The organism is Pseudoalteromonas sp. SR45-6, from assembly GCF_014163545.1.
In the GTDB taxonomy this organism is placed as follows: domain Bacteria; phylum Pseudomonadota; class Gammaproteobacteria; order Enterobacterales; family Alteromonadaceae; genus Pseudoalteromonas; species Pseudoalteromonas rhizosphaerae.
Genome location: NZ_JACJDM010000036.1, coordinates 20789 through 47106 on the forward strand (window position 1 = coordinate 20789; position 26318 = coordinate 47106).

At 40.7% G+C, this 26318-nt stretch carries 20 protein-coding genes and 1 other RNA gene; 15 read left to right on the top strand and 6 right to left on the bottom strand.

Annotated features, from left to right (window positions below):
- Window positions 1-8 precede the first annotated feature (8 nt).
- Window positions 9-1166, bottom strand: coding sequence for a chorismate mutase (locus H5158_RS15085; RefSeq protein WP_149980790.1), 1158 nt, complete (start codon window positions 1164-1166; stop codon window positions 9-11).
- Window positions 1167-1526: 360 nt separating this feature from the next.
- Here H5158_RS15085 and H5158_RS15090 point away from each other — a divergent pair, with 360 nt between their 5' ends.
- On the top strand, window positions 1527-4517 hold the full coding sequence (locus H5158_RS15090) for an EAL domain-containing protein (RefSeq protein WP_145237174.1): 2991 nt from the start codon (window positions 1527-1529) through the stop codon (window positions 4515-4517).
- Between the two features lie 71 nt (window positions 4518-4588).
- Here the strand turns inward: H5158_RS15090 and H5158_RS15095 are convergent, their stop codons facing one another.
- Window positions 4589-5788: an aromatic amino acid transport family protein gene (locus tag H5158_RS15095; protein WP_182734393.1), complete on the bottom strand. Its 1200-nt coding sequence runs from the start codon at window positions 5786-5788 to the stop codon at window positions 4589-4591.
- A gap of 387 nt (window positions 5789-6175) precedes the next feature.
- Here H5158_RS15095 and H5158_RS15100 point away from each other — a divergent pair, with 387 nt between their 5' ends.
- Window positions 6176-7078, top strand: coding sequence for a DMT family transporter (locus H5158_RS15100; RefSeq protein WP_149980787.1), 903 nt, complete (start codon window positions 6176-6178; stop codon window positions 7076-7078).
- A 40-nt stretch (window positions 7079-7118) separates the two neighbouring features.
- Here H5158_RS15100 and H5158_RS15105 read toward each other — a convergent pair whose 3' ends face one another.
- Entirely contained in the window at window positions 7119-7997 is an 879-nt protein-coding gene (locus tag H5158_RS15105) for an OmpA family protein (protein ID WP_145237165.1), read from the bottom strand.
- 217 nt (window positions 7998-8214) lie between these two features.
- On the opposite strand from H5158_RS15105, the gene rnt reads away from it, so the two are divergent.
- Complete coding sequence (gene rnt / locus H5158_RS15110) at window positions 8215-8910, top strand: ribonuclease T (protein WP_145237162.1); 696 nt, start codon at window positions 8215-8217, stop codon at window positions 8908-8910.
- Here the strand turns inward: rnt and H5158_RS15115 are convergent.
- Window positions 8894-10519 carry a DUF342 domain-containing protein gene (locus H5158_RS15115; protein ID WP_182740352.1) on the bottom strand — a complete coding sequence of 542 codons (1626 nt, stop codon included), beginning with the start codon at window positions 10517-10519 and terminating at the stop codon, window positions 8894-8896. The genes rnt and H5158_RS15115 overlap by 17 nt on opposite strands.
- A gap of 304 nt (window positions 10520-10823) precedes the next feature.
- Between H5158_RS15115 and ssrA the strand changes: the two genes are divergently transcribed.
- Window positions 10824-11180: a transfer-messenger RNA gene (gene ssrA / locus H5158_RS15120) on the top strand.
- Between the two features lie 234 nt (window positions 11181-11414).
- On the top strand, window positions 11415-12167 hold the full coding sequence (locus H5158_RS15125; RefSeq protein WP_182740353.1) for a sulfite exporter TauE/SafE family protein: 753 nt from the start codon (window positions 11415-11417) through the stop codon (window positions 12165-12167).
- A gap of 127 nt (window positions 12168-12294) precedes the next feature.
- Here the strand turns inward: H5158_RS15125 and H5158_RS15130 are convergent, their stop codons facing one another.
- Complete coding sequence (locus tag H5158_RS15130; protein WP_145242932.1) at window positions 12295-13092, bottom strand: hypothetical protein; 798 nt, start codon at window positions 13090-13092, stop codon at window positions 12295-12297.
- A gap of 18 nt (window positions 13093-13110) precedes the next feature.
- Window positions 13111-13623, bottom strand: a complete 513-nt coding sequence (locus H5158_RS15135) for a hypothetical protein (RefSeq protein ID WP_145242933.1) — start codon at window positions 13621-13623, stop codon at window positions 13111-13113.
- A gap of 137 nt (window positions 13624-13760) precedes the next feature.
- Between H5158_RS15135 and H5158_RS15140 the strand changes: the two genes are divergently transcribed.
- The 10 genes from H5158_RS15140 to H5158_RS15185 form a co-directional block, all read left to right on the top strand.
- Window positions 13761-14816, top strand: a complete 1056-nt coding sequence (locus H5158_RS15140; protein WP_145242935.1) for a phytanoyl-CoA dioxygenase family protein — start codon at window positions 13761-13763, stop codon at window positions 14814-14816.
- Window positions 14817-15358: 542 nt separating this feature from the next.
- Window positions 15359-16033: an aspartyl/asparaginyl beta-hydroxylase domain-containing protein gene (locus H5158_RS15145; protein WP_145242937.1), complete on the top strand. Its 675-nt coding sequence runs from the start codon at window positions 15359-15361 to the stop codon at window positions 16031-16033.
- Between the two features lie 7 nt (window positions 16034-16040).
- Window positions 16041-16550: a GNAT family N-acetyltransferase gene (locus H5158_RS15150; protein ID WP_145242939.1), complete on the top strand. Its 510-nt coding sequence runs from the start codon at window positions 16041-16043 to the stop codon at window positions 16548-16550.
- A gap of 29 nt (window positions 16551-16579) precedes the next feature.
- On the top strand, window positions 16580-16861 hold the full coding sequence (locus H5158_RS15155) for a DUF6916 family protein (RefSeq protein WP_054205190.1): 282 nt from the start codon (window positions 16580-16582) through the stop codon (window positions 16859-16861).
- Between the two features lie 58 nt (window positions 16862-16919).
- The gene (locus H5158_RS15160; protein ID WP_182740354.1) at window positions 16920-17465 is read left to right on the top strand and encodes a phage tail protein; all 546 of its coding nucleotides are present in this window, start codon (window positions 16920-16922) and stop codon (window positions 17463-17465) included.
- Window positions 17466-17479: 14 nt separating this feature from the next.
- The gene (locus tag H5158_RS15165; RefSeq protein ID WP_054205192.1) at window positions 17480-18010 is read left to right on the top strand and encodes a phage tail protein; all 531 of its coding nucleotides are present in this window, start codon (window positions 17480-17482) and stop codon (window positions 18008-18010) included.
- A gap of 12 nt (window positions 18011-18022) precedes the next feature.
- The gene (locus H5158_RS15170) at window positions 18023-18559 is read left to right on the top strand and encodes a phage tail protein (RefSeq protein ID WP_054205193.1); all 537 of its coding nucleotides are present in this window, start codon (window positions 18023-18025) and stop codon (window positions 18557-18559) included.
- Between the two features lie 121 nt (window positions 18560-18680).
- Entirely contained in the window at window positions 18681-19928 is a 1248-nt protein-coding gene (locus tag H5158_RS15175) for a S8/S53 family peptidase (protein WP_145242943.1), read from the top strand.
- Window positions 19918-21066, top strand: coding sequence for a TIGR03032 family protein (locus H5158_RS15180; RefSeq protein ID WP_259398577.1), 1149 nt, complete (start codon window positions 19918-19920; stop codon window positions 21064-21066). Before H5158_RS15175 ends, H5158_RS15180 begins: the two co-directional genes overlap by 11 nt.
- 5 nt (window positions 21067-21071) lie before the next feature.
- Window positions 21072-26318: Ig-like domain-containing protein (locus H5158_RS15185; RefSeq protein ID WP_259399452.1), on the top strand; the 5247-nt coding region annotated here is incomplete at its 3' end.

The following is a 26318-nucleotide window of genomic DNA, read 5'->3' on the forward strand; positions in this document are numbered from 1 at the left end:
CTTAGCGCTTAACTTTCTATACTAACAGCTTGCAGCGATTCACTTTGGTAACAGCCCAGTACGCGTACATATTGGGTGTGTTCTTTAAGTTCTTCAAGTGCTTGCTTAACATGGTTATCAACCAGGTTTGCTTCTAAATCCACATAGAATACTTCTTCCCATGGGTTACCCGGCACAGGGCGTGATTCTAGTTTTACTAAGTTGATATTATGTTCTTTGAAAATCATCAACGCATCAGCCAAAGAACCTGCTTGTTGTTTAGTTGCCATAATTAAACTGGTTTTAGTCGGGATCTGTTTTGATACATAAAGAGGCTTACGGGCAACTACAATAAAACGGCTATGATTTTCACGTTGATTCGCAAGGCCTGATTTAATCACTTCTAAACCCACATTCTTACCCGCTTGAGCTGAACCAATTGCTGCGCTATTAGGGGTATCTAATGCTAATTGTAGAGCGCTTGAGGTTGAATCGCATGTTTCATGTTGAATATCTCCTAAGCCTTGTAAAAAGCGACTACATTGAGCGAATGGTTGCGGGTGAGCAAAAATCTTACTGATCTGACTAAGCTCAGTACCCGGTGTGACCAATAAACAATGTTCAACACTGTGGGTTACTTCACCAACGATGGAGACTTGTGCGTGTTGCAGTAAATCAAACACTTCGTTAATACTGCCAGAGCTGGTGTTTTCAATGGGTAATAAGCCAAAATCTGCTTGACCATTTTCAACTTTACCAGTGATCTGTTCAAAGCTAGAGCAGCCCATTTCAACAAGTTTACCTGGGCGACGGCTAAAATATTTATGACAAGCAAGTTGGCTGTAAGAACCTTGACCACCTAAATAAGCAACACGGTGTGTTTCACTCATAGCATCTGGGTTTAAGTTCTTCTGTAACATGGCTTGTTGATTAAGTACTGAATCTTCTAAAATTGTTTGGAAAACGTTATTCACATAATAAGCGTCCAAACCAAGAGACTTACCATAACCGATGAGTTTTTCTAACAAGGCAAGTTCTCGGGCCTCATCACGTATCGGTTTATTATTAGCAATCTTATATTCTACAACGCCGTGGCTAATACGGCGACGTTTTGCTAATAGCACTAATAGGTCAGAATCAATTTCATTGATATCGTGTCTAAGTGAATTAAGTACATCATTAGTCATTTTTGGGTTCCTCATTCCAAAAAATTACCTTTTGGGTAATAAAAACAAAAAAGCCTCCCAATTGGGAGGCTTTGCTATTCGGTTGATTTAATCTCGCAAACAGGTAAGCCTCTTCTATCTAAAGAAGCTAAAAAACGAAAAATGTAATTGCGAAAATATTATATTCATACTCTTAATGTATGGAGAGTGGGCTATAAAGTCAACACTCTAGCGGGTTTTATCGCCGCCAAAGGATAGTTTATTTTTGATATGGGATTTTTTCAGTAATTTCAACGAAAAATTTATAAATCTAAATAGGGATCTGGTATATTTATTTAGGTGAATTTAAATAAAAATAATTATTAAAAATAAGGTTGTCCTGTGGTGTATAGACGCCCACCATCACGCTTTGGTGTAAATTCGTTGAGTATGAAGCTTTCGCTGTTAATTTCGGCAATTTGTTTAATTGCTGGGATCTGTGCAGCGGTGTTAATGCTAAAATCAGAAGAAAAACAATTGGTATTTGAAGAACATGAAGTTCTCAAGCATTCCAGCGAACGTCTGATCCGTCAGTTTAATACTCTGGTGAAAACCAAAATTAATATTGCGGAGCAAGCGAATAACGTCGTCTCTAGCCAATTATTCTATAATTCCTCGCAATTGCTCAGTAGCCAAAGTGCGCAGCTCAGCTTTGACCCCGATGGCAGTATTCGCAGCGCCTCTGATGATGGTTTATCTGCGGCTTTTATGCCACAAGATAAGTACTCACCTTTTTATAAAAAACTCATTAATGATTCTGAATCGTTATGGAAAATCGTAGCGCCTACCTTGATCCAAGATTTCTTTAACTTTTATTTAATCACCAAAGATAATTTTATCCGTATTGCGCCACCTAATTGGGCTCTGAATGTTCCAGGCTCTCATCAGTTTATTGATAATCAAAGTTTTAATTACGCTAAAGAAGCGCTTAATCCAACCCGTTCGGCTGTGTGGTCTAAAGTTTACTACGATAAAATTTGGCATAAATGGGTGGTGAGTTTACTGGTGCCAGTTTATCTTGAAAATGAATTTTTAGGTGTTACTGGCAGCGATTTAGCACTCGATACGCTTATTTCGCAATTACCGATCGGTGACAAGGAGCAGCACTTATTTGTTTTTGATAGCCAAGGGCAATTACTTGCTCATCCTGATCTGAATAAAAACCTTTACGAAACCTACGGTAAAGCAGGCAAACCATTACGTACTCATGATTTTGTTAATGGCGATCTACAAGAGCTGATCAATCAGACTATCAAAATGCATTTACCAGAATACGCAGACTCTTTTGTACAAGATGGTGAAACGCACATCATTAATATTCGTAAAGTTGATAATTTAGACTGGTATATTGGTATTTACAAAAAACGTTCATCAGCACTTTCAGCGCTTGAAGAGCTAAAGGTGAAGTTTTTTGGATTGTTTATTTTATATGCCATTTTAGTCGCACTGTTATTACATCAAGCACTTTACCAACTCGTTTTACGCCGTATTCATTCTTTAGTTTATGCGGTAACCAGTTTTGGCAAAGGGCACTTACAAATTGAATTTCCAAAAGAAAACAAAGATGAAATTGGTACTTTAAATGGTTCTTTTCGCGATATGGCGATTGAAATTCGTAAGCTTATTGATGGTCTGAATCAGCGTATTACAGAAAAAGAAATTGCCGAAAAAGCCGCTAACCGATTATCTAAAGCAGTTGCTTTCTCAGGCACAGGGGTAGTGATCACCGATCAAAACTTCGTGATTGAATACGTCAATCCAAAAATGTTAGAAATGACTGGGTTTGAAGAAAACCATTTTATGCAGTCACCGCTATTAAGCATTATCGCCAAAGAAATGGCTATTTTGGTTGATGACATTGATATCGATTTACGCAGCCGAAATTATTGGCGTGGCGATACTTTGATCCAAGGTTTAGATAAAAAGCCAATCTGGGTATCGCTCAGTATCTCACCAATTCGCGAAGACGGTGGCAGCATCACCAGTTATGTTGCCTCAGCACAGGATATTTCGTTTGTTAAAGAAAGCCAGCGAAAAATGGAGCAATTGGCTTATTTCGACACCTTAACAGGGCTGGCTAACCGTACTTTCTTTAGAATGCAATTACGTAAGTCAATGGCGCTTGCAGAGCGTGGCCATTATGCGTTTGCTTTATTCTATTTTGATTTAGATGAGTTTAAGCGTATTAACGACACACTTGGTCATGATGCCGGTGATCAGCTATTAGTTGAAGTTGCTAACCGTTTGAAAAAACGACTGCGTGCGGAAGATACAATTGCCCGTTTAGGTGGCGATGAGTTTGCAGTTTTACTTAGTGGTATTGAGCGTCAAGAGCATGCAATGGATGTCGCTAACACTATTCAAAAAACATTGAATGTGCCAATTATGCTTGGCAATAACGAGGTCATTATTAGTGCTAGTATTGGCATCACAATGGCACCATATGATAGCCAAGAAGAAGACCAGTTATTAAAACACGCTGATTTAGCTATGTATGAGGCCAAAGCTAAAGGGCGCAATACTTATCACTTTTATAGTCAAGAACTTGATGCCGCTGCGAATGAGCGGCTGTTTATTGAAAATGAACTGCGCTTAGCAATCAAAGCTCGGCAATTTGTGATTTTTTATCAACCACAAGTTGATAGTCGCACGCAGCATGTGGTCGGTTATGAAGCCTTGATCCGCTGGTTCCACCCAACTGAAGGGATGATCCCGCCTACCAAGTTTATCCCAATAGCTGAGGCAACAGGTTTAATAGTTGAGTTAGGTGCTTGGGTGCTACAAGAAGCGTGTGAATTTGCAGCAAGATTAGCAGCGCAAGGGCGAGAAAATAATATTTCGATTAACCTCTCTGCTCGTCAGTTTAAAGATGCTAAGTTAGTGCCGTTGTTGGCATCGATTATTAAGAAAACCAAGGTGCCGGCTAAGCAGTTACACCTGGAATTAACCGAAAGCATGCTAATGGGGAATGTGGAAGCGGCAATTTCGCAATTACATCAGTTAAAAGCGCTTGGGGTGTCAATATCGATAGATGACTTTGGCACGGGTTATTCGTCATTGAGCTACTTAAAACGTTTTCCGGTTGATATTTTAAAAGTTGATCGCTCGTTTGTTAAAGATATACCGGATGATCCAAATGACATGGAGATCACTGCGGCAATTATAGCGATGGCACAAAAGCTAAAATTGAATGTGGTAGCCGAAGGCGTTGAGACTATAGAGCAAGTGGAGTTTTTACAAAACAATAACTGCTTTATAGTGCAAGGTTATTACTACAGCCCGCCTATAGCAGAGCAAGATTTGCCAAAGCTATTTGCAAAGCTTGATGATTGAGTTAAACACATGTTTAATCTAACTCAAGTTAGTTAAAATACCAAAAGGCACCATTTAGGTGCCTTTTTGCATTAACCTATCGCGGGGATTAAACCTGCCATCTGCAGCCCTTGGGCGCTGATAATAAGCACGCCGCAAAGCGCCGCTACTGCCAGACCAAAATTACCACCACGCACTGTATAGCCGCCTTTATCGCTGCTACGCTGCTTATAAACCATTGCTACGGGTAAAAACACTGCTAGTACGACTAAAGCGATAGCTGCATAGCCAAGCGCCATAATAAAACCTTGTGGGTAAAACAATGCAAATCCTAATGGCGGGATAAAAGTAATGAGGGCTGTTTTTATCCGATCTTTATTACCATCTCCTTTTTTAAAGGCATCAGCAAAGAAATCAAATAATCCTAGGCTCACCCCTAAAAATGAGGTTGCCAGTGCTAAGTCTGCAAATAGGTTAACTGCAGTGGCAACAGCTGCGTTATTAGCGATACTGGCAATACTTGCCACAAAGCCTGGTAAGCCAGAGCTTTTTAGTAATTCAGCTTGACTCATCATACCTTGGCTGATCAACTGCCAAAAAATGTAAATAACCAGCGGTAAAGCTGCTCCGGCAATCATGACACGGCGTAAGGTTTTAATATCTAAACCAACATATTTAACGATCGATGGGATCGAACCATGAAAACCAAAAGAGGTAAATACCACAGGAATAGCTGATAAAATAAGGCCTTGTTCAATGGGCATTTCGAGTAAATGTTGGCCATGAACATACGGGGTTAACATATAAAATAAGCTCGCCAGTACCACAATTTTGATGCTAAATAACACTCGGTTTAGCTTATCGACCTTACTGGTGCCTAAGGTAACAACTGTGCCTATTACGACAGCTAAAATGACTGAGCCGACTTGCGGCGCAATATCGAGGCTAAAGCCGTTATTTATTTTTTCTTGTAGTTGCGCACCACCACCTGCAATGTAAGCTGAGCAAAGCGCATAGAATAAAAACATCACCGAAAAATTAGCCAGATATTGGCCGCGTTTACCTAACCATGATTTTGCTAACGTATTTAGCGTGGCATCGCGATCAGCATGTTGATGTAATTCGAGCATTAATAATGCGGTATAAGTCATTAACGCCCATATTGAAATAATTAATGCTAATGCGGTTGTAAAGCCAAGTCCCGCAGAAGCGATTGGTAGCGCCAACATCCCTGCGCCGATAGTGGTACCTGCAACAATTAACATGCTGCCTATTGTTTTATTTTTAAGCACTTTTTGCCCCTAAAACATCGTGAGAGGCAGGCAAGATATAACTAGTTGGCACAAACTTAAATAGTTTTGTTACAAATCAAAGAAATTAAATGTAACTTATGATTTACAAGCCATCATTGTGAAGTCAGTTTTTGGTATAAAAACCACTCTAGCAGTTGACTTATTAACCAGTTCTGCTATTCCTATAAATTCAATTTATTATTAAGAATACTATTTACATGCAACAAGTTAACCGAGCCCTAACCATGCGCCCATGGCTGAATCTATCAGTTGTCCGCCCATTGCTGCGCTGCGGTTAAGTTGTTTTTTACTAACCGCGATTTCAAAGCGGTTAGTGCTGTATCTCCTTCCTCTTTGTTATCGCCACTTTGCTAAAAGGATTCGCTTGTGAGCGTTAAAGCATCATATTTTTTAATGGTCTTAATTTGGTCAACAACGCCTTTGGGAATTGTTTGGAGCAGTGAGTCTGTTACACCAACGCTCGCGGTATTGTTACGGATGTCGATAGGATTAGTGCTGGCTGCTTTAGTTGTGGCGATTGCGAATATTCGTGTCCCTTGGCACCGTCGTGCGTGTTTTTTGTATGGTTATTCGAGTATCGGCATATATGGTGGCATGCTGTTGAGTTATATGGCAGCTAAAACAGTCCCATCAGGGCTGATATCATTAATGTTTGGTCTGGCACCAATTTTATCTGGTTTATTAGCACAGCGATTACTCAACGAGCCAAAATTCAGCGTTGTTAAACTAATTGCGTTAGCATTTGCGCTATTGGGGTTATTTTTGGTGAGTGAAAAACACATGCAAGGCTCATTGATGCAAATGCAGGGTTTAGCTTACGTATTTATGGCTGTGTGCTTTTTTAGTTTAAGTGGGGTGATGATCAAGCGAATAAAAATTGCTATTCATCCAATGGCGACCACATTTGGTGCATTAGTATTTGTTACGCCCTTATTTTTTATTACTTGGTGGTTGTTCGATGGTGAGCTCAATACGAGTACGTGGACAGTAAAATCACTGTGGTCAATTGTGTATTTGGGCGTGTTTGGCTCATTGGTTGGTTCGCTTGCTTATTTTCATGTGTTACAAAAATTACCAGCTAGTACCGTGGCGCTAACCACCTTGATCACACCAAGCTTTGCGATTGGCTTAGGGGGCTGGTTAAATAATGAAGCAATTGATCAACAATTACTTATTGGCGCTGTCATTATATTACTGAGCTTAGCGGTGTTTCAGTTTGGTGATGGTTGGTTGAAAAAAAGAGCCACGTTTAAAAAGCTTAACCCTTAACAACAGTCGTCATATAGCTAAATGGCATTACTTCTTTTAGCTACATCTTCTCAATTTGTATCACTAAGCGGCGGTTTTTATCGCGGCCCAAAATATTATCGTTAGTCGCTACGTGACGTTTTTCACCAAAGCCTTGCGTTTCAACTTTAGTTTCATCAATTCCTAGGCTCACCATATATTCTTTGATCGCTTGAGCTCGTTTTTTAGACAGCTCTAAGTTGTTCCAACGACCACCGTAGCTATCTGTGTATGAGTCAATCGAAATAGCCGCAATCGTCGTATCGTACTTTAAATACTCAGCAATTTTATCTAAACGTTGTTTTGATGATTTAGTAAGTTTACTGGTATTTGGTTGATAATTCATAATCGTGAAGGAAATATCTTCAAAGCTGTATGGCAGTAATTCATCGCGGCATTGTAAAAATGCCCAATAGGCTTGTTTAAAATTAATGTTCGATAAGCCAACGGCAATTTTATCGGCACTATTTTGCCAGTCTTGGTAATAAAAAGTAGGTTGGTAGCCTTTTTCAAGCTCGGTCAACATTTCCCATGCCGTTTTGTTACCCAGTTCGCCGTCAAATTTTCGTAGTAATTTCATGTCAGCAATATCACGTGCTGGTAAACCTGCTCGCCAGATTGGCGGGACTGCTTTTAAACCAGCAATACTGTAATTGTCAGGACGGACAACCATATCCAAGTTAAATAGCAGGTCTTTATTTTTGCTCGCGGTAGCGCTGAAAATAGCTTCGCCATAATATGGAACTTCATGATTTAATTGGCATTGTAAGCGAGTTGTTTTTACAACTTCCCATTGTGAGTTATCTGCCGTGGCTGTGTACTGGCGCATTGCAGCGCTGGCCGTATCTGAAAGGCATGCAGTTGCAATGCTTAGACTGATAAACAGCATTGAAAGCTTCATTACGGGATCTCCAACAATTTATTACGCCAATATCTTGGCAAAAGCTGCATTTACAGAGGCTAACAGTCATCAAAGTGTCGTTAGCTAGCTCTAGTTCTAGTTAAGTAAAGCAAGTTATATGCCTAAATGTAAGTGTTAATTTAATCTGTAAAGCGCTAGCCTAGCCACTATGATTTTTGACATAATAGCCAGCTTACTCTGGCAAACCAAGAATACTATGGCAAATACTGAACAAACTCTTTTCGCAAAACGCTTTCGTGGCTTTTTCCCGGTGGTTATTGATGTTGAAACTGCAGGCTTTAATAAAGTAACCGATGCACTGTTAGAAATTGCGGTGTCAGTATTAAAAATGGATGATGAAGGCCTACTCAGTATTGATCATACTGTGCATTTTCATGTTGAGCCATTTGAAGGCGCAAACATTGAACAAGCCGCTATTGATTTTAATGGTATTGATCCTTTCTCGCCATTACGTGGCGCAGTATCTGAAGAGGAAGCGATCAAAGAAATTTGTAAAGTGGTACGTAAAGCTCAAAAAGCTGCGGGTTGTCAACGTTCAGTCATAGTGGCTCATAATGCGGCGTTCGACCATGGTTTTTTAAATGCAGCAATAGAACGTAATAATATTAAGCGTACGCCATTTCATCCGTTTGTTAGTTTTGACACAACCTCATTAGCGGGTTTGGCACTTGGTCAAACGGTACTGGCAAAAGCATGTCGTGCAGCTGGCATTGAATTTGACAACAAACAGGCTCATTCAGCATTATATGACACCGAACGCACGGCAGAGCTATATTGTTTGATAGTTAATCGTTGGCAACAGCTGGGTGGCTGGCCTTTAGCTGCAGAAGTGCCGGAAGATGCAGAGCAAGCTGGTGACAACGAAGACTCAGCCGTTAAAACGACTGAGTAATTTTACCTTCGCTCATTTTAACTAAGTGGGGCGGATAAATACGCGAAAAGTGTTTTGAATCTTTTGCGATTTTTAGCTCCACACCGGGATGCATTAACTCATTAATTTTTAAACGGCTAGTAGCTAAAAGCTGTGCTATTTTTTGTTTTACTAGATGTTTTTTACGTTTGGTGTTGGCAATACGAATATTAATTTGTTGCTCGCTAGCACTAATTTTGTCTAAAAATAATTGTCGTTTTGCTGGTGCTGGAATTTTAACTGCTTTTTTACGTGCTTGCTTTAATGCTGCGGATTTAGTGGCTAACAGTTTTTCAAAATCGGCAATTTGCAATTGTTTTTGTCTCAAGTCATGCCAATACTGCGCGATGAAAACTCGGGTTTTTGTGCCCGATGGGGCACCTAGCTCTCCGGTTTCAATTCGCATGGCATCTAAAATATTGCCGCCAATAATTTTACCGCGCGGATTATTTGCTTTACCAACGCGGATCAACCGCCGAGCACTCAAGTCACAATGTAATGCTTGTCGTTCAATAAAGAGATCTTGTTCGCTATGAATATGGCAATACTGGGCATAGCCAATTGAAATAGTCCGAGCGGCTTTAATTTTGCAAGTAAACGCTTCGTCATTTTCACGCTTACGACCAATTGCACCGAGCATAATTGTGACCGCACTGGCACTTTCGATCTGGCCTGATTCAACAAATCCCAATACCGTGATATCACCACTGGCACGCACGTGCATACCATCTTTTATATCGCCACTGATAATTACGCTGCCGTCAAAATCAACATGACCGGTACCAATATCAACATTATCAAAACACAACACGTCATCAACGCGCATGCCACGCGGGAGGGCGACAGGCACACCTTTACAATCTGCAATCAGTACATTGGGATTAGTTGGATCGAGTTTAGTGCCTTCAAATGGTTGTAATGGTAGATCTTTACCTGGTATGGCGGGCAGCACATCACCAAATACCGTATAACCATCTTCCCCAGGAGTTGCAGCAACACGCTGCATTAGAGGAGTGCCCGGTTTTACAGTGATGATCGCGCCTAAATTGCGCATATCGACCTTACCACCTTCTTTTGCTTGTGGACTCAATACACGATCTTGTGCTGTAGCGCACAAACGTACAAATTTAGCGTCGCTGCCTTCTTTTGGTCTACGACCATGAGCAACAATCGCTCTATAGGAAACATCCGCAGGCTTGTCAAATTGCTGACCTAAAAAATTGTCCAGTGCACGAGTGCTAATGCCATGTAATACGCCAGCATCAACGAGTGCTTCGCGAGCCTTGTCAATCGACATTAAGGCCCCACCTTTAGCAGTGGTTAATGTGGCTTCAGCGACCATATTTTTTTCATCAACCTGAATGAATATCGACGCATCGAGTGCACGAGCAACAATTAAAGAATCATCCTGATAGTTTTTGCTCGGTGAGAATAACTTACCAATATTTGCACTGACTATATCGAAATCAGCGAACGGGGACTGTTCGATTAACTCAATAAGTTGCGCGCTAGTCACTGGGAAACCACTATTTTTAGGGTGCTCAAGCAGTGACACAAAACCCGTTACAGGGTTATGTATAAACAACGACATTTATTAATTTCCTATGTAATATGCCTGTTTTTATTATTTTGGATGTAGATATTTTTTATTTATATGCCGCTCGGCTAAAACCCATAGTCAGGCATTTTCAAAGTAGCAGACCATTTGAACATAACTTTCAAATATTGTTAAGTAAATGTTATTTATTTGCTTGATCTAGGAGGGGGTAGTAACATTTGTTGCGTGTTTAATCAGCAACTACATAGCAATATAAAATAAAGCATAAAAGGGCCTTGAGTATCAGCGCGTTACTCGGTTATACTGGCTGCACGCTCTGAATGAGTTTACTAATTCAGGGGCTGATTAGGATTCGACGGAATTCAAGAAGCCCAAGGTGCATGTCGAGGTGCGGTTTGCCTCGTTAAAAAGCCGCAACTTAAAGTAATCGCAAACGACGATAACTACTCTCTAGCAGCTTAGGCTAGCTAGCGCTCCTTCCATGTATTCTTGTGGACTGGATTTTGGAGTGTCACCCTAACACCTGATCGCGACGGAAACCCTGGCCGGGGTTGAAGCGCTAAAACTAAGCGGCCTCGCCTTTACTTACCGTGTTTGTCCGGGACTTAAAGGTTAATTAAATGACAATACTAAACATGTAGTACCGACGGTCGAGGCTTTTCGGACGGGGGTTCAAATCCCCCCAGCTCCACCAATATCGGTTTTTAAATTCGTTGATTTAAAAACCCTAAAAAACCCGCAAATTTGAGTAATCAATTTTGCGGGTTTTTTTATGTTTAAGGCGAAGTGTTTTATTGTTTTAATAGCTCATCGCTTATTTTTATTTTATTGAAATAAGCGCTTCATTTTACTGGTGCTTTAGGTACTCGCATCTTATTTTTACTCATGTTAACGTCATTATTCTCTTTTACTTGCCAAGTGATCTTATATGGAATTTTTAGCTGGCGATTTATTAACGCCGCTCAGCGTGATTGGGCTTATTATATTATCGGCTGTAACGTCGATGATTTCGGCGGCTTTTGGTGCTGGTGGCGGGTTGATGTTGTTGGTGGTGATGGCATCGTTATTGCCTATGAGTATTGTTATTCCGGTGCATGGGTTAGTGCAGCTGGGCTCAAATGCCAATAGGTTTATGCTGACTTTTAAACACCTTGATAAAAGTATGTTTGCGTACTTTTCACTCGGTGGGCTTATTGGTGCGTTTGCTGCGTCGTCTATTGTGACCCGTATTCCACTTGAATTGATGAAAATTGTCGTGGCAGGGTTTGTACTTTATTTATTATGGGGAGTGACGCCAAAGTTGCGTGAAACCTCAGCTTTATGGCGCAGTACAGCTGGTGCTGTGACAACATTTTTATCAATGTTTGTTGGCGCAAGTGGCCCGTTAGTGGGCAGTTGTTTGTATGTTAATAATTATGAAAAGCTAAGATATACCGCTACTTTTTCCGCTTGTATGAGTGCGCAACATACTTTTAAAGCTATTTTGTATGGCTTTGTAGGTTTTTCGTTTTGGCAGTGGTTGCCTTTAGTTGCGGCAATGATCATCAGTGGTGCGCTTGGCACGTGGCTTGGTTTACAGTTATTACACCGTATTTCTGCCGAGAAGTTTAAACGTATTTTTCGGGTTGTTTTAACCTTACTTGCGCTGCAATTGGCATGGCAGGGGTTACAAGCGTTTTAGCTAACAATTTGTTAAAGCGCTATAAGTCTAGGTGTCATAGCGCTTTATAAATTCTAAGGAGTACAGGGACAAGGGCAGGCTTTTCTATTACACATCATTACAATGAGTGTTGCACTGATATTCTAAATCACACTGACTTTGGTAACGATGAATAGGCAATCACAGCGGCATCCCTGTGTGCTAGATCGGGGTGCTGTAACTTTTTACTGTATTCATCACAAAAGATGATTGCATCTCCTTTTGTTATCAATAAAGGGTCGTGAGTGAAGTTTAATAACAGCGATTGCCAGCGCTGTATTATTTCTTTTGGTGGGCTTGGCAGAACTTTTAATATTGCTTTTGATTGGGTAAATTGGCTGTTTATTGCGATGTTTAGCATGTCGTCGTTTGCAGCTCCTAGCCAGCTAGTACCGTTATCGCCAACGCATAAAAGTGGCATATAAGGCGCAAGTGCTGGGCATACATCATTTCTATACACCTCAACTTTCCAATAGTTACGGGCTATTTTTACAAACTGAGTAAAATCTTTAATTGGGGTAAAGTTTGATGTCGCTAAAGGCAAAATCTCTACTCTGGGTTTATTGGCATTCACGGTGTCGTTAGAAACATCAATATACCAAGGGCCAATAATAAATGCGTTTTGAAAATACTCATCCCGCAGTGAACCCCATGCTTTTTGTAAAGGATTGCCCTGTGCAATAAGACCTTTTAATAAGCTAAGCCCTGGTTTGTTTGTGTGCGGCAGTTGTGCTTGTAGTAATGTAAATACCTCGTCTCTTATTTCTCTACAGCGGCCAATTGGATAAGGTTTTTCAGCAAAGTACGGCATAGTAGGTGCAAGTGTTAAATCGGCTATTAATCTTAGTTGAGCTAAGTCAGCACATAGTAAAGTAAGCTGCTCTGAGGAAAAGTTATTATCAAGCACGTATATTCCTTATCGTATTTATTGTAATTTTTTTAGTTGAGCTTGTGTGTAGGCGTCATCTCTAAGCCACCTCAACATGTTTGGATAACCGTTGGGGTGATCAGGTTGTTCGCACATAAACCATGAATACAACAGCGGATAGCCAAAGCCAGTATTATTGCTAAAAGCGGTTATTAAGCTAGCTGAACTGCCTTTATAACCGTGTTGATGAAATAAAACATCGGGTGCAATATTTAAGTAACAGGCTGCGGCCCATGACCATGCAATCGCGGTCATTTCTTCAGCGGCTTGGTGATCATGGTTTTTCATATCGCCGGTTAAACAGGTTCTGTTTGTCTCTGAGGTTACTGCAATATGCCCTGCTTCATGAAGGATGTCACCAGGGTAGAGGCATTTTTCTAAATCAAGTAGTAAAGTTCCCTGGGCTACTTTAATTCCCGGCAAAAAAGTCTTTTCGTTTAACGTTTGATACCTGTGCTTTATTCCAATATGAGTAACAAAGGCGAGAATTTTTTCAATCTCAGTGTTCATACCACTCCCTGTATTTAGCAATTACAATTGTTGCTTACAGTAATATAGCACTCTATTCTAACTAAGTTTAGTTAGCGTTAATAAATCAATTTAAGGTGTTTTGCTTGTCTAAAATCAGGCAAGAAAAAGGAGTTATTATGCAAAATGAATTGATAGCAAAAGTGCCATCTCTGCACACAACAGCGCAGAGCATACTACCTTGTTATAAAGAAACTGGGCGCTTAGGTCTATTTCAATTAAAACGAATGTGGCACAAAGCGCAATTACAAAAACAAGGCTGTGCGGATAAAAAAATAATAGAAGGCGAATGGTCGCTTGATGTCATGATCATGGATACTTTAGGCTTAGGGCTCACACCGACGATAGAATTCATTTTTTCATCGGATAGTTTTTTAACGTTCGAAAACTGGGTAGAACAGCGTTATGGCATAGCTATTTCAAATACAGTTAAAAGTAAGTTAAATGAAAAGGTAGCAGCATTTTTTCAGCAAAAAGACCCAAAACAACAAAAAATATTACTAAATCAGCCTCGTCATTATGTTTTAACGTCACAGCAGTGGCAAAGCTGGGATGATAATGGTTACGTTATTATTCCTGAGTTGGTGGAAAAAACGCTATGTGAAAACGTTTGTAATATGATTTATGAACGTTTGAATATGGATAAACACAATCCTGCTTCATGGTACCGAAATCATGATCTTAAACAAGGAGTTATGGTACAAATTTTTAATGATATAACAATGCAAGCTATTCGGAAGCAGCCTCAGGTGCGGGATGTTTTTGAGCAACTGTGGGGTAAAAGTAATTTAACTGTAAGTACTGATAGGGTTGGTTTTAACCCGCCAGAGACATTGAGTTGGCAGTTTCCCGGGCCAAATCTGCACTGGGATATTAATTTTAATAAACCGCTCACCTTTGCAACGCAAGGGTTACTGTACCTTACTGACGTTACCGCTGATCAAGGTGCGTTTAGTTGTGTTCCTGGTTTTCATAAAAAAATAGACGGCTGGCTTGCTAGCTTACCTAAAAACACCAATCCACATCATTTTAATTGCCAACAATGGCACAGTACGCCTTTGCCTGCAAAAGCGGGCAGTTTAATTGTTTGGCAACATACACTGCCGCATGGTAGTTGTCCAAATAGGACGAATAGTCCTCGAATTGTGCAATATATAAATATGAGCTCATTATAAAGCTAAGCAAATCAAGCCTGCAGTTATTTATAAGAATAAAAATGATGCCATGTAATAACGTGTAATGTTTTTTATAACACTCCTGTGCCATGCTCAAGATAATTTAAATTAAGCTGCATTTACTAAGCCTTTTATTTTTTTTTATGATGTTTGATATAAGTCAAATAAATTAAAGCTATATAAAATAAATGAAAATTAAAGTTGTACCCTATAGCTTTTAAACTAAGCTCTTAACTGAATGTAGCATTAATTCCCTAATAGAATTTAGCACGATAATTGGATATCAAAGGAATATTTCAGTATGGAAGCACAAAGTTCACAGCTTACAAAGCGTTTACGGCGCGCAAAACCAATAATTTGTTATTTAAAGTCTTTACTTAAAATGCAATTAGAGTCATTTGCTAAAGCCGTTATAGTGAGTGAAAGTAGCTCAACATACCGCAACAATATACATACAGAAATCGATTTCACCCCCATCCTGTATACACTTTGTTTTAAGATTAAATACTTGCTCATTCATTCTCTTCGTTTGAGAACAAATAATGAATGATGACATACTTATTCCTGAAGTTGTTAATGCTGGTGAGAATATAGTCTCTCCAGTCATTTCGTTTGCCAAGCTTGAAATTTTTTATAATGTAAAAAAGATGTCTGCCGATTTGCTTGTAGCAAAAAAATTAGAATGGGTTAGACATGTTAATACCCAGTGTTATCAGGGCGATTGGGATGTATTGCCTTTAAGAGTGCCTGTTGAACATGCTGATAAGCATGTGATTCTGCAATCTTTCGCAATTGAGTCTAGCTCAAGTTTTATTGATGGCGATCACCTTCAATATTTACCTTCTATTAGTGAGTTATTGTCACAATTTAAATGTAATATTTTATCTGCACGGCTTATGCGCCTTTCCCCCAACTCTTTGATTAAACCCCACCGAGACCTTGGATTGAGTATTGAGCTATCAGCCCAGGCACGTATTCATATTTCTTTAGAGACATCTGAACATGTTGAATTTTTAGTGGATGATTTAAAAGTTCCAATAAGTCAGAGCAGCTGTTGGTATATAAATGCCGATGCGGAACATTCTGTAATAAATACTGGTGATACACCAAGAATCAACCTTGTCATAGACTGTAATGTTAATGAGTGGTTGTTGGATTTAATTATGAACTCTAAAGAAAAAACATATTGTAGTAAAAAAAGTAAGCTAAGGAGCTAAAGAGGTAATGAAACTTAATATTCCTAAGGGCTTAAATATAAGACCGTCAAATGCAAACGATAAGCCTTTTTTAGAAAAGCTGCATAGTTTAATGCGACAAGACTTACAGTTAATTGATGGCGAAAAAGATTTTGTAGAGTCAATTGTGGAAATGCAGTTTAAAGCTCAAACCCAAGGGTATGGAGATAAGTTCCCCAATGCAATGTACTTTATTATTGAAAAACATCATGAAGCAATCGGTAAGGCAACCATTGATTTTGGCCCAAATGAAATTCGTATCGTCGATATTGGCTTTTTACCAAGTGCGAGAGGGCATGGTTTTGGCTCAGCGATAATTCAATCGTTTCAAAGTGCCGCATTACAATCTGGTGCACCTTTAACACTGACCGTTGAGCAACATAATTTTGCTGCTAAGCAGTTGTATGCGCGTTTAGGGTTTCAAGTTGAATCAATTAGCCCGCCATATGAATTTATGGCGTGGTACCCACACCCAGTGAAATTAATGAGTGGTGTGTGACTAAGCGAAGTTAAACACAGGAGTTGAATATGGAAAAGTTTACGTTTGAAAATGTTGAAAGAGCACAAGGGTCAATTGTTAAGGTTGCTGGTCAAGATGGTGAAGTAGAGTTAAAGGTATCATCAGTTGATAGAACAAAACTGAATGGGGAACAATGGGATGCATTTCGTGTTTTGCTTAAAGGCTCTGCAAATGAACCTTTAGAACAAGGCACATATAGACTCACACACGATGCATTTAATGATGCAGAGCTGTTTCTATCACCAAATAGCGAAACTGAGTATGAGATATACATCACGACACAAAAATAGTACTTCGTGTTTAATAGACTAAATTATTCGTTTAATAAAAGTGAGTAGGGAGATTTATATGGCTGATCCGTTTATATCTGAAATACGACCATTTGCGTTTGATTTTGCCCCAAAAAATTGGGCATTCTGTAATGGTGGAGTGATCGCAATTACACAGAATGGGGCACTGTATGCTCTATTAGGGACTCAGTTTGGTGGTAACGGAACAAGTGATTTTAAGTTACCGGACTTACGGGGGCGCACGCCTATCGGTAGTGGGTTTTTGAGCACTGAAAACCGTCCCTTTTATGCTGGAGATAGTTCAGGGGAGGAAACGGTTAGGTTAACGTTAGATGAAATGCCAGCGCATACGCATGCAGTAAAAGCTACGGCTAGCATAGCCGCTAATAGCCCCGCGTTTACAGATCGTATATTTTCTGAATCAAAGGATAATAAGTGTACCTCAGCTGAACCTTTCGTATACGGTTCATCGTTAGATTTGACAGAACTTGCTCAGGATGTTGTTAGTAGTAGCGGGAGTGGGTCGCCACATACTAATCTTCAACCTTTACTCGTACTTAATTTTTGTATTGCACTGGAAGGTACCTTTCCAGCTAGAAATTAAAAAAGGAAACTAGCATGTCTGAGTCATTTGTCGGTGAAATAAAAATGATTGCTACTACATTCTCACCTAGGCAGTGGGCATTTTGTAGCGGGTCTACTTTTTCAATAAGTCAAAACCAAGTGTTATTTGCATTGATTGGCGCACAATATGGCGGTGATGGGCGCTCGTCATTTATGCTGCCTGATTTAAGAGGGCGTGTACCCGTACATTTTGGGCAAGGCCCAGGATTACAACCTTACCCTATAGCGCGTCAGGCTGGCGTAGAAAAAGTGACGCTTCTACCACAGCAGATGCCAGCACACACCCATAGCTTGCAGGCAAATAATAATCGTGCAACTACATCTACAGCCATTGGTAATGTTTTGGCGAGAAGCCCTGCAACTGAGTCAACTTATATATCAGGCGCTGTCACGGGAGAAAGTCAGCAACTAAATGACGCTGCAGTTGAAACTGTGGGTGCTAATGAGCCGCATACTAATATGATGCCTTATTTGGCTATACATTTTATTATTTGCCTCAACGGCCTCTTCCCATCAAGAAATTAAAGGAGAAATATTATGGCTGAACCATTTATGGCTGAAATTAGAATATTTGGTCTTACGTATAGTCCTAGAGCTTGGGCTAAATGCGCAGGGCAAATACTCAGTATTTCACAATCTACAGCGCTATTTAGTTTGCTGGGAACTAATTTCGGTGGTGATGGACGAACAACATTTGGAGTCCCTGATTTACAAGGCAGAGCACCAATGCATGCGGGATCAGGGATAGGACTAACGACTCGGCCATTTTCTACCTTTGGTGGTGTTAGCCAAGTAGCGTTGGCCCCCATACAGCTACCTAAGCATGACCATGTTATTTCAGGTGTATTTCAAGCTGGTAATACTGACCAACCAAGTGATAATCAACTTGCAATAGACGTTGCCTCCTCAGGTGGTGCACTGCGATATACTGCGCCACTGGATAGTAATACAAGTGCTATGAGTAGCAGCAGTTTAGCATCGTCAGGTAAGAGTCAGCGGCATGAAAATATGCAACCTAGCTTAGCGTTAAACTTTTGCATTGCACTAGATGGAATTTATCCACCAAGAAATTGATGTGTGAGAATACAGATTTTAGTTTGAAATCTGTATTCTACATATGATGAAAAACCATTATGTTTGTGCAGGAAGTAAGTTATATGTTGTTTGAAAGAGCTCTGTTGGTTGTTATTTACTTATGTTGAAATACCTTAATTGGCATATTGTTTTCAGCTGTTTAATTATAGTTGTGTGCTTATTTGCAAGAGATGTATCTGCTCAGGCGAGTTTAGACAAGCTGCAATTTAAAAGCTCTAAAGGTAGTGTTGTATTTGCCAAGCATGACAGTAATTTTTTGATTGATGATGCAGGGAAGATGTACGCTTTTAACAAAAAAATAATAATACTCTCTTTGCTATCAGTCGATGAGATCTCACAGCTACATGATGAAATAAAACAAGTTCAAGTAATCGCTAATATAGGAAGTGAATTGGTTTACTGGGTAACACCTAGACCCGAATATTTTTTTGATGTTTATTTAGCGTTAAGCAAACATCAAGATGTGCTAGAGATCGAACCAGATATTGCACCTGTCACAAAGTTAGTTACGTCAGGAACAAGCAGGCAGACTAGCAGCGTGCTTGTGTCACAAAATGCTCCTTTATGCGATAAACCAGAGAATACTGTGCGGGTTGCAATTATTGATGACGGCTTTGATTTTACTCACCCAGAGTTTGATGATTTAACAGTATTGTTTGAATATGATCCTGATGAAAAAACACTGGCAACCAGTGCTAAAAACCCAACTGATTACCATGGTACACGTGTTGTTGGAGTTATTGCTGCAAAGCAAGATAATATAGGGGTTGAGGGTTTCGCACCGACTAGTGAAATAATAGCTATCAGGCAAGTTTCAACATGGTCATCTTCTATAATATTGGCATTTCAGGTCGCTAAGTTGATGAAAGCGGATGTTATCAACTGTAGTTGGGTTTTACCGTTATTATCGGGTATTACGTCACTGGTAATTGAGAATGTTGCATCTGCATCAAATGCACCTATTATCGTTGTTTCAGCAGGAAATTCGGGTAAGAAAGCTTGTGAAGTCAATCATCTATCGGCATTAAGTTCAGTGGTTGTTATAGGGGCAATAAATAAAAATGGGAATGTTGCTGAGTTTTCTAATTATGGGCAATGTGTTGATTATTACGCCCCTTCTTCAATTGCATCAACGTCACTTAATGGGTATGTAAATTTTGGTGGCACCTCATCATCAGCCGCTATTGTTTCAGGCGTTGTGGCACAGCTAAAAGCATGCGGAGTTGAATACCCGTTAACAAAATTAACGATGGTTGAAAATATTTTGCCTGCACATGTAGTTAATAAAAATAATATAAAGAGTGTAACTTTGATTAGATCAAAAGGTAGTGAAATTAATGAGCACTGAAATGGAACCGTTAGATTTTAGTAGCACCCACAGTGACAACTTCCCAAAAATATTGGCTCAGTTGGGCGTATCGTTGATTGCGACAAGTTATCAATCACAACGTGTTATTTTAGTGCGTTCCAATAATGGCAAGCTAGAAACAAAATTAAAGGCATTTCCAAGACCAATGGGACTTTATGCCGACGAAAATAGGGTCACGCTTGGAACACTAAATCAAGTAATCGACTTTCAAAAAACACCAAGTGGTTATGCTGATGTTATTAATGGGAACCTTGATCGTTATGAAGAGTTGCCAAAAAAATTACAAGATAATGAACTCAGAGATAGCCCCAAATTTCGTGAAGAGTGGGATGAACAAGTCAAAAGTGTAAAGGCAGCCGACAGTTTGTTTATAGAAAGAGCGACTTTATCAACAGGTATGATCAATATCCATGATATTTGTTGGGGTAATGATGGTTTGTGGGTAGTTAACTCGATGTTCTCTTGTTTAAGTAAGTTAAGTCCTGACCATAGTTTTGTCGCTGCTTGGGTGCCGTCGTTTATTTCAGAACTGAAGCCGGAAAATAGATGCCATTTAAATGGCATGGCGTTGTTAGATGGTGTGCCTCGTTATGCTACAGCCTTTAGTGAATCAGATACAGCACAAGGTTGGCGTGAAGAGCTAGGGAATAAAGGGGTGCTTATTGATGTCGTTGAAAATAAGGTCATCAAATCAGGTATTTCAATGCCACATTCGCCAAGATGCCACGCAGGCAAGGTGTATTATTGTGCATCTGGAGATGGCGATATTCATGTATACGATCCAAAGTCAGGTACTAATAGAGTTTTATGTGAGTTGCAAGGTTTTACAAGGGGAATGACGTTCTTTGGTGACTTGATGCTTGTCGGTACGAGTACATTACGTAAATCAGAAGAGCATATTCGCTTTAAAGCAAACCCAAGATTATTAGATGGGAAAAGTGTGTGCGCAATATGGTTAGTGAATGTAAATACAGGTGAGGTGGTAGGTAATTTGACTTTTACGGGTGATGTAAAACAGATTTACGATATTGCTGTTGTACCGAACAGCAGGAAACCAGAGCTATTTCAAAGCTCAGACGCGTTGTCTAGCCATATTTTTGAATTTTGTCGAGGATGAGTATCATGGAACGTTTAAGCTTAAATAAAACTTTTTTAGGGGTTGCGATTTCTGCAGTAATAGCTAGCGGGGCTTACGCAGAAACAGTAAATGAAGCTGTAGATTTAAAACAATTTTCAAAAAAGTTAGCGCTAGAAACTGAAGATGAAATAGTTGGTATAGAGTCAAAAAGCCCATTTTCGACATTTAGTCGAGGGCAAAAAGCCCAATCACACTTAGTAAACCCAGATATAAATAATACATTAAGCTTTTTAAAAGAGCAGGGATTACTTGAAACGAATGAACAAAAAGTAAGTATTGTTAAGGGCGATAATACACAAGTAAAAAGTGATTTACTAATAAGAAAGGTGTTTGCAAGTGCAAACTGCACCCTACCAGGCGGGGCGTGCACCACTGTAAGCTCTTCTAGCTGTACTTTGAGAGGTGGTAGTGTTGGCGCTTGTGGGTCATCGCCAGAAATAGATGTTGAAGAAAGTGGATCGACAACTGTAAGCGAAGACTTTGGCAGTGTTGCAGCGGATGGTGTAGCAACTACAACAAAAACCTTTACGGTAAAAAATGAAGGCACTGGTAATTTAACGACTACGGCTGTTTCTATAACAAGTGGAAGTAGCGACTTTTCAATTACAGGCGGTACATGTGCTACGAATGGTCAAACATTAAGCTCAGGTATGCAATGTACGATACTTGTAACTGTACAAACGACAACAGTTGGTGGGATATCAGGTAATTTAAGAATTAGCAACACTGATGCAAATGAGAGTATGTATAATGTGTCTTTGAGTGCCACAGGTACTTCTACAAATTCAGCGCCTGTTGTTGATTTAAATGGTGGGATTCCAGGTACAGGGAGTTCAGTGTCATTTACCGAAGGTAGTGGTGCTGTAAATATTGCGCCCGATGCTAGTGCAGAGGATAGTGATGGCGATACAATAACAACAATAACCGTTGCATTAACCAACGATCAAAATGGCGCCTCAGAAGGCCTGAACGTAACAGCTGCGGCGCAAAACGCACTCACGGGTGGGTCTGCGGCGGATATTATACTTCAAGACACAATTTCTATCACAGGGGCAACCGTAACGGCCGCTGAAGTGGCTACCTTTTTGCAGAATATCACTTACGATAATACTTCAAATACGCCCGATGAAACTGCTAGAACGGTGACAGTGGTAATTAATGATGGCACTGTAAATAGTGTAAGTCGTACAGCGACAATTTCGGTTGCTAATATTACTTCAGCGAGTTCTGCCGCTGCTGGATTTAGTACCTTAAACGGTATAAATTTAAGCCCAGCAATTACATTTAGTGACGATAATGAAACATTAAATATTAACAATGCAGCGCATATTACAGGGTCAACGGCTGATGGCGGCGGCGGTACCGATACAATCAGTGTTGTTACCGGGAGCGACTTAACTGGGTTCACAAGCTTAACGGGTTTTGAAACCTTAACGCCCTATAACAATGGTTCATTGACATTAAGTGAAACGCAGCATGACAGTTTCACTACTATAAATGGTACAGGTACAAATCAATTTACTATCGCTAGTGCCGATGGCGATCAAACGCTAACGGGTGATGCGGATATTGAAACTTATGTGCTTGGCGCTGCAATGATCTTTACGCTTGGTAGCGCAGCGCAAAATGTAACTGGCAGCAGCGCAGATGATACCGTTAATATTAATGCCTTCACGGTAACAGGTACATTGAACGGCGCTGCGGGTACCGATATATTGCAGGCTGGCACTGGTGCTGATCTCAGCGGTGCAACAATATCTGCCTTTGAATCATTAACACTTGCCAGTGGTGCGAGTGTATTGATGACTGAGGCACAGCACGATAGTTTTACAACGTTTACAGCACCAGGCACAGAAACGATAACTATTAGCTCAGCAACGGATGGACTAACAGGCAACAGTGCGATTGAAACGTATGTTTTATCTGCACCAAATGCATTCACCCTTGGCGCTGCAGGGCAAAATTTTACTGGTAGCACCGGCGACGATACTCTCAATATTGGCTCAGTTAGCGCAATCGGTATTTTAGCGGGCAACACCGGCACTGATACGTTATCTATTGGTAGTGGTGGCAGTATTTCTGGCGCCACAATTAGCGGCTTTGAAAACTTGACGGTAGCAAGTGGCGGTTCAGCAAGTATTGCTGCATCACAGCTAGCATTGTTCTCAGGCACTGTATCAGGCAGTGGTAATGAGACACTAGATATTTTAGGTGATGGTAATTTCGCTACAGTATCAGCAATTGAAAGCTACACATTAAATGACGATAGCACGAACGCGCGTACAGTATCTATTAGCGCCGCGGGGCACTCAGTAACAGCTAGCTCCGTAACTGATGCCATTACTTTTGACATTGGCACACTAGCTTATACGGGAACAATTACCGGCGAAAATAGTGTTGCTGATACATTGTCTATGAGTAGCGGCGCAAACATCAGTAATGCCACGATTAGTAATGTGACTAATTTAACACTTGCTTCGGGTGCGTCAGTATCGATGACGGCCAGCCAGCATGGCAGTTTTACGGGCACCATAACAGCGCCAGGTTCAGAAACTATTACTATCACCGGTGATGGTGATTTTACAACGTTAACTGGCATTGAAAGCTACGATGTAGCTGATGACAGTACAAATACCAGAACAATCACCGTATCAACAGGGACCACTAATGTTACGGCTGGTTCATCAACCGACGCCATAATTTTTGCAATTGGTAACAGTGCATACACGGGCACGTTAATTGGCGAGAATAGTGTTGCCGACCAAGTACAAGTAACTGATGGTGCAGACATTAGCGGCGGTGGATTTTTAAATATAGGCACTCTTTCGTTAGCTAGTGGCGCAACAGTGGCTATTGATGCCGCTAATATTGGTAATTTTAATACTGCTATAACGGGTAGTGCGGGTACTGAAACACTGAAACTTATGGATGGTGGGGCGTTTGATTTTACCAGTACCTCAGTGTCTGCTGTTGAAGGCGTGGCAATAGGAACAGACAATAATGCCACGGTAACCTTAACTGACAACTTTAATGCCAATGGTCAAGCAGTATCAGTGTCAAATGCGAGTGGCGGTGAAATTACAGCAGCCCTATCAATAAATGCTTCAGCCTTTGCCAGTGACATATTGACAATCACAGCCAGCGATTTTAATGGTGATGATACTTTCGTTGGCGGTAGCGGCGCAGATACCATCCGCCCTGGCGGTGGTACTGATTCGATGACGGGCAATGCAGGTAACGATAATTTTGTTGGCAGTGCATCACAATTATCAGGGGATACCATCACCGATCTAGCCGTAGGCGATACCTTAACGATTACTGGTGTGACAGGGCTTTCAAGTGCAAATGTGCGATTTAATGGCGCTAGCACATTAGAAGTTGATACAGATGCCACCGATTTTAATATTTCTGAACTTACGCTCTCATTAAGTAATTCACCAGGCTCAAGTTTAGCTTTTAGCGTTGCTGAAAGTGGTAGCGATACCATAATAACTTTTGTTGAGCCAAATAGCGCCCCCGTATTTAGTGGTTTGAATGGCGGTGCAACCTTTACTGAAAATGGCTCTGCAATTGTTATCGACTCTGATGTGACTATCGCTGATACTGAGCTCGATGCCCTTAATGGCGCAATTGGTAATTATAATAATGCCAGTTTAACTATTAGTCGAAACGGTGGGGCAAGTACTGAAGATGTTTTTGCGAACAATAACTTATTGGGCGCACTAACGCAGAGCAATACGTTTACTTATAATTCGACCACAGTCGGAACGGTAACGACTAACTCCTCAGGTACCTTGGTACTGACCTTTAATGCTAATGCTACATCTGCAATTGTTGACTCAGTTTTACAAAGCATTACCTATCAAAATAGTTCCGAATCTCCATCATCATCAGTGACTTTGGATTATGTCTTTAATGATGGGATAGCAAACAGCGCGGGTACAAATCAAGCGATAGTGAATATTACTGGGCAAAATGATGCCCCAACGGATATTTCACTTTCATCGGCAAGTATAAATCAATCATCAACTGGACCTGGTGCTAATATAGGGGCGCTCACTACCTCAGATGTAGATACCACCGACAGTCATAGTTATACGTTTGTAAGCTCAGGCGCAAGTGTAAACGGTACATGTAGCGCTGACACAAACAATAGCAGTTTTCAGATTAGTGGCACCTTAATTCAGACGCAAGCTGCACTTAGTGCAGGAAGTTACATTGTGTGCGTACAAAGTAACGATGCAACAACAACTTTTCAAAAAACGTTTACTATAACGGTAAATGATAATGTTGCGCCAAGTGCGCCATCTACCCCTGATTTAAATGCGGCTGCTGATTCAGGGTTATCTACTACGGATAATATTACCAACGATACCACGCCAACATTTAGTGGCACTGCTGAGAGTGGTTCAACAGTTAGTCTTTACAGCGACCAAGTTGGTGCTGGAGCAACTGTAATCGGGTCTGGCATAGCGACCGATGGCAATTGGCAAATTACCACTAGCACTTTAACTGCCGGTTTAGACCATGCTATTTCAGCAAAAGCAACAGACTCAGCAAGTAATGTAAGTAGTAGCTCAAGCGCACTTACAGTGACAATTGACACAACCGCGCCGAGCGCACCGAGCGCAGCCGATCTAACTGCAGCCAGTGATAGTGGTTCTTCGAGTACAGATAATATAACCAATAATACAACACCCACTTTTACAGGTACAGGCACCACAGGCGACACTATTACTCTTATTTCAAGTGTTGATGGCTCAATAGGCAGTACTGTTGTTAGTGGTGGGGTGTGGAGTATCACCGTAGGCTCAGCAATGACGAGTGGCTCGCATACTATTGTGGCACGCGCGACGGACTCTGCTGGTAATATTACCAATGGAACGAGTACTACAATAACCATTGATACTAACGTGAGTGCACCGAGTATTACCACCCCGATTGAAGTAGATGGTCGGATCAATGCTGTGGAAGATGCGCATGTGCTTATACAAGGTAGCGGCGCTGACTCTGGCGCTACGGTTAATGTGACCATTAGCGATGGTTCGAATAACCAATCGCGTACTGTGACGGCTGATGGCTCTGGGGCATGGACTATCAGTGGTAGTGAGTTTGATGTCAGCAGCTTTAATGATGGCACGCTCACCGTCAGCGCCACACAAAGTGATGCGGCGGGTAACACCTCAACTGCAGCCAGCACCTCAGTGATTTTAGATAACGCAGCACCGAAT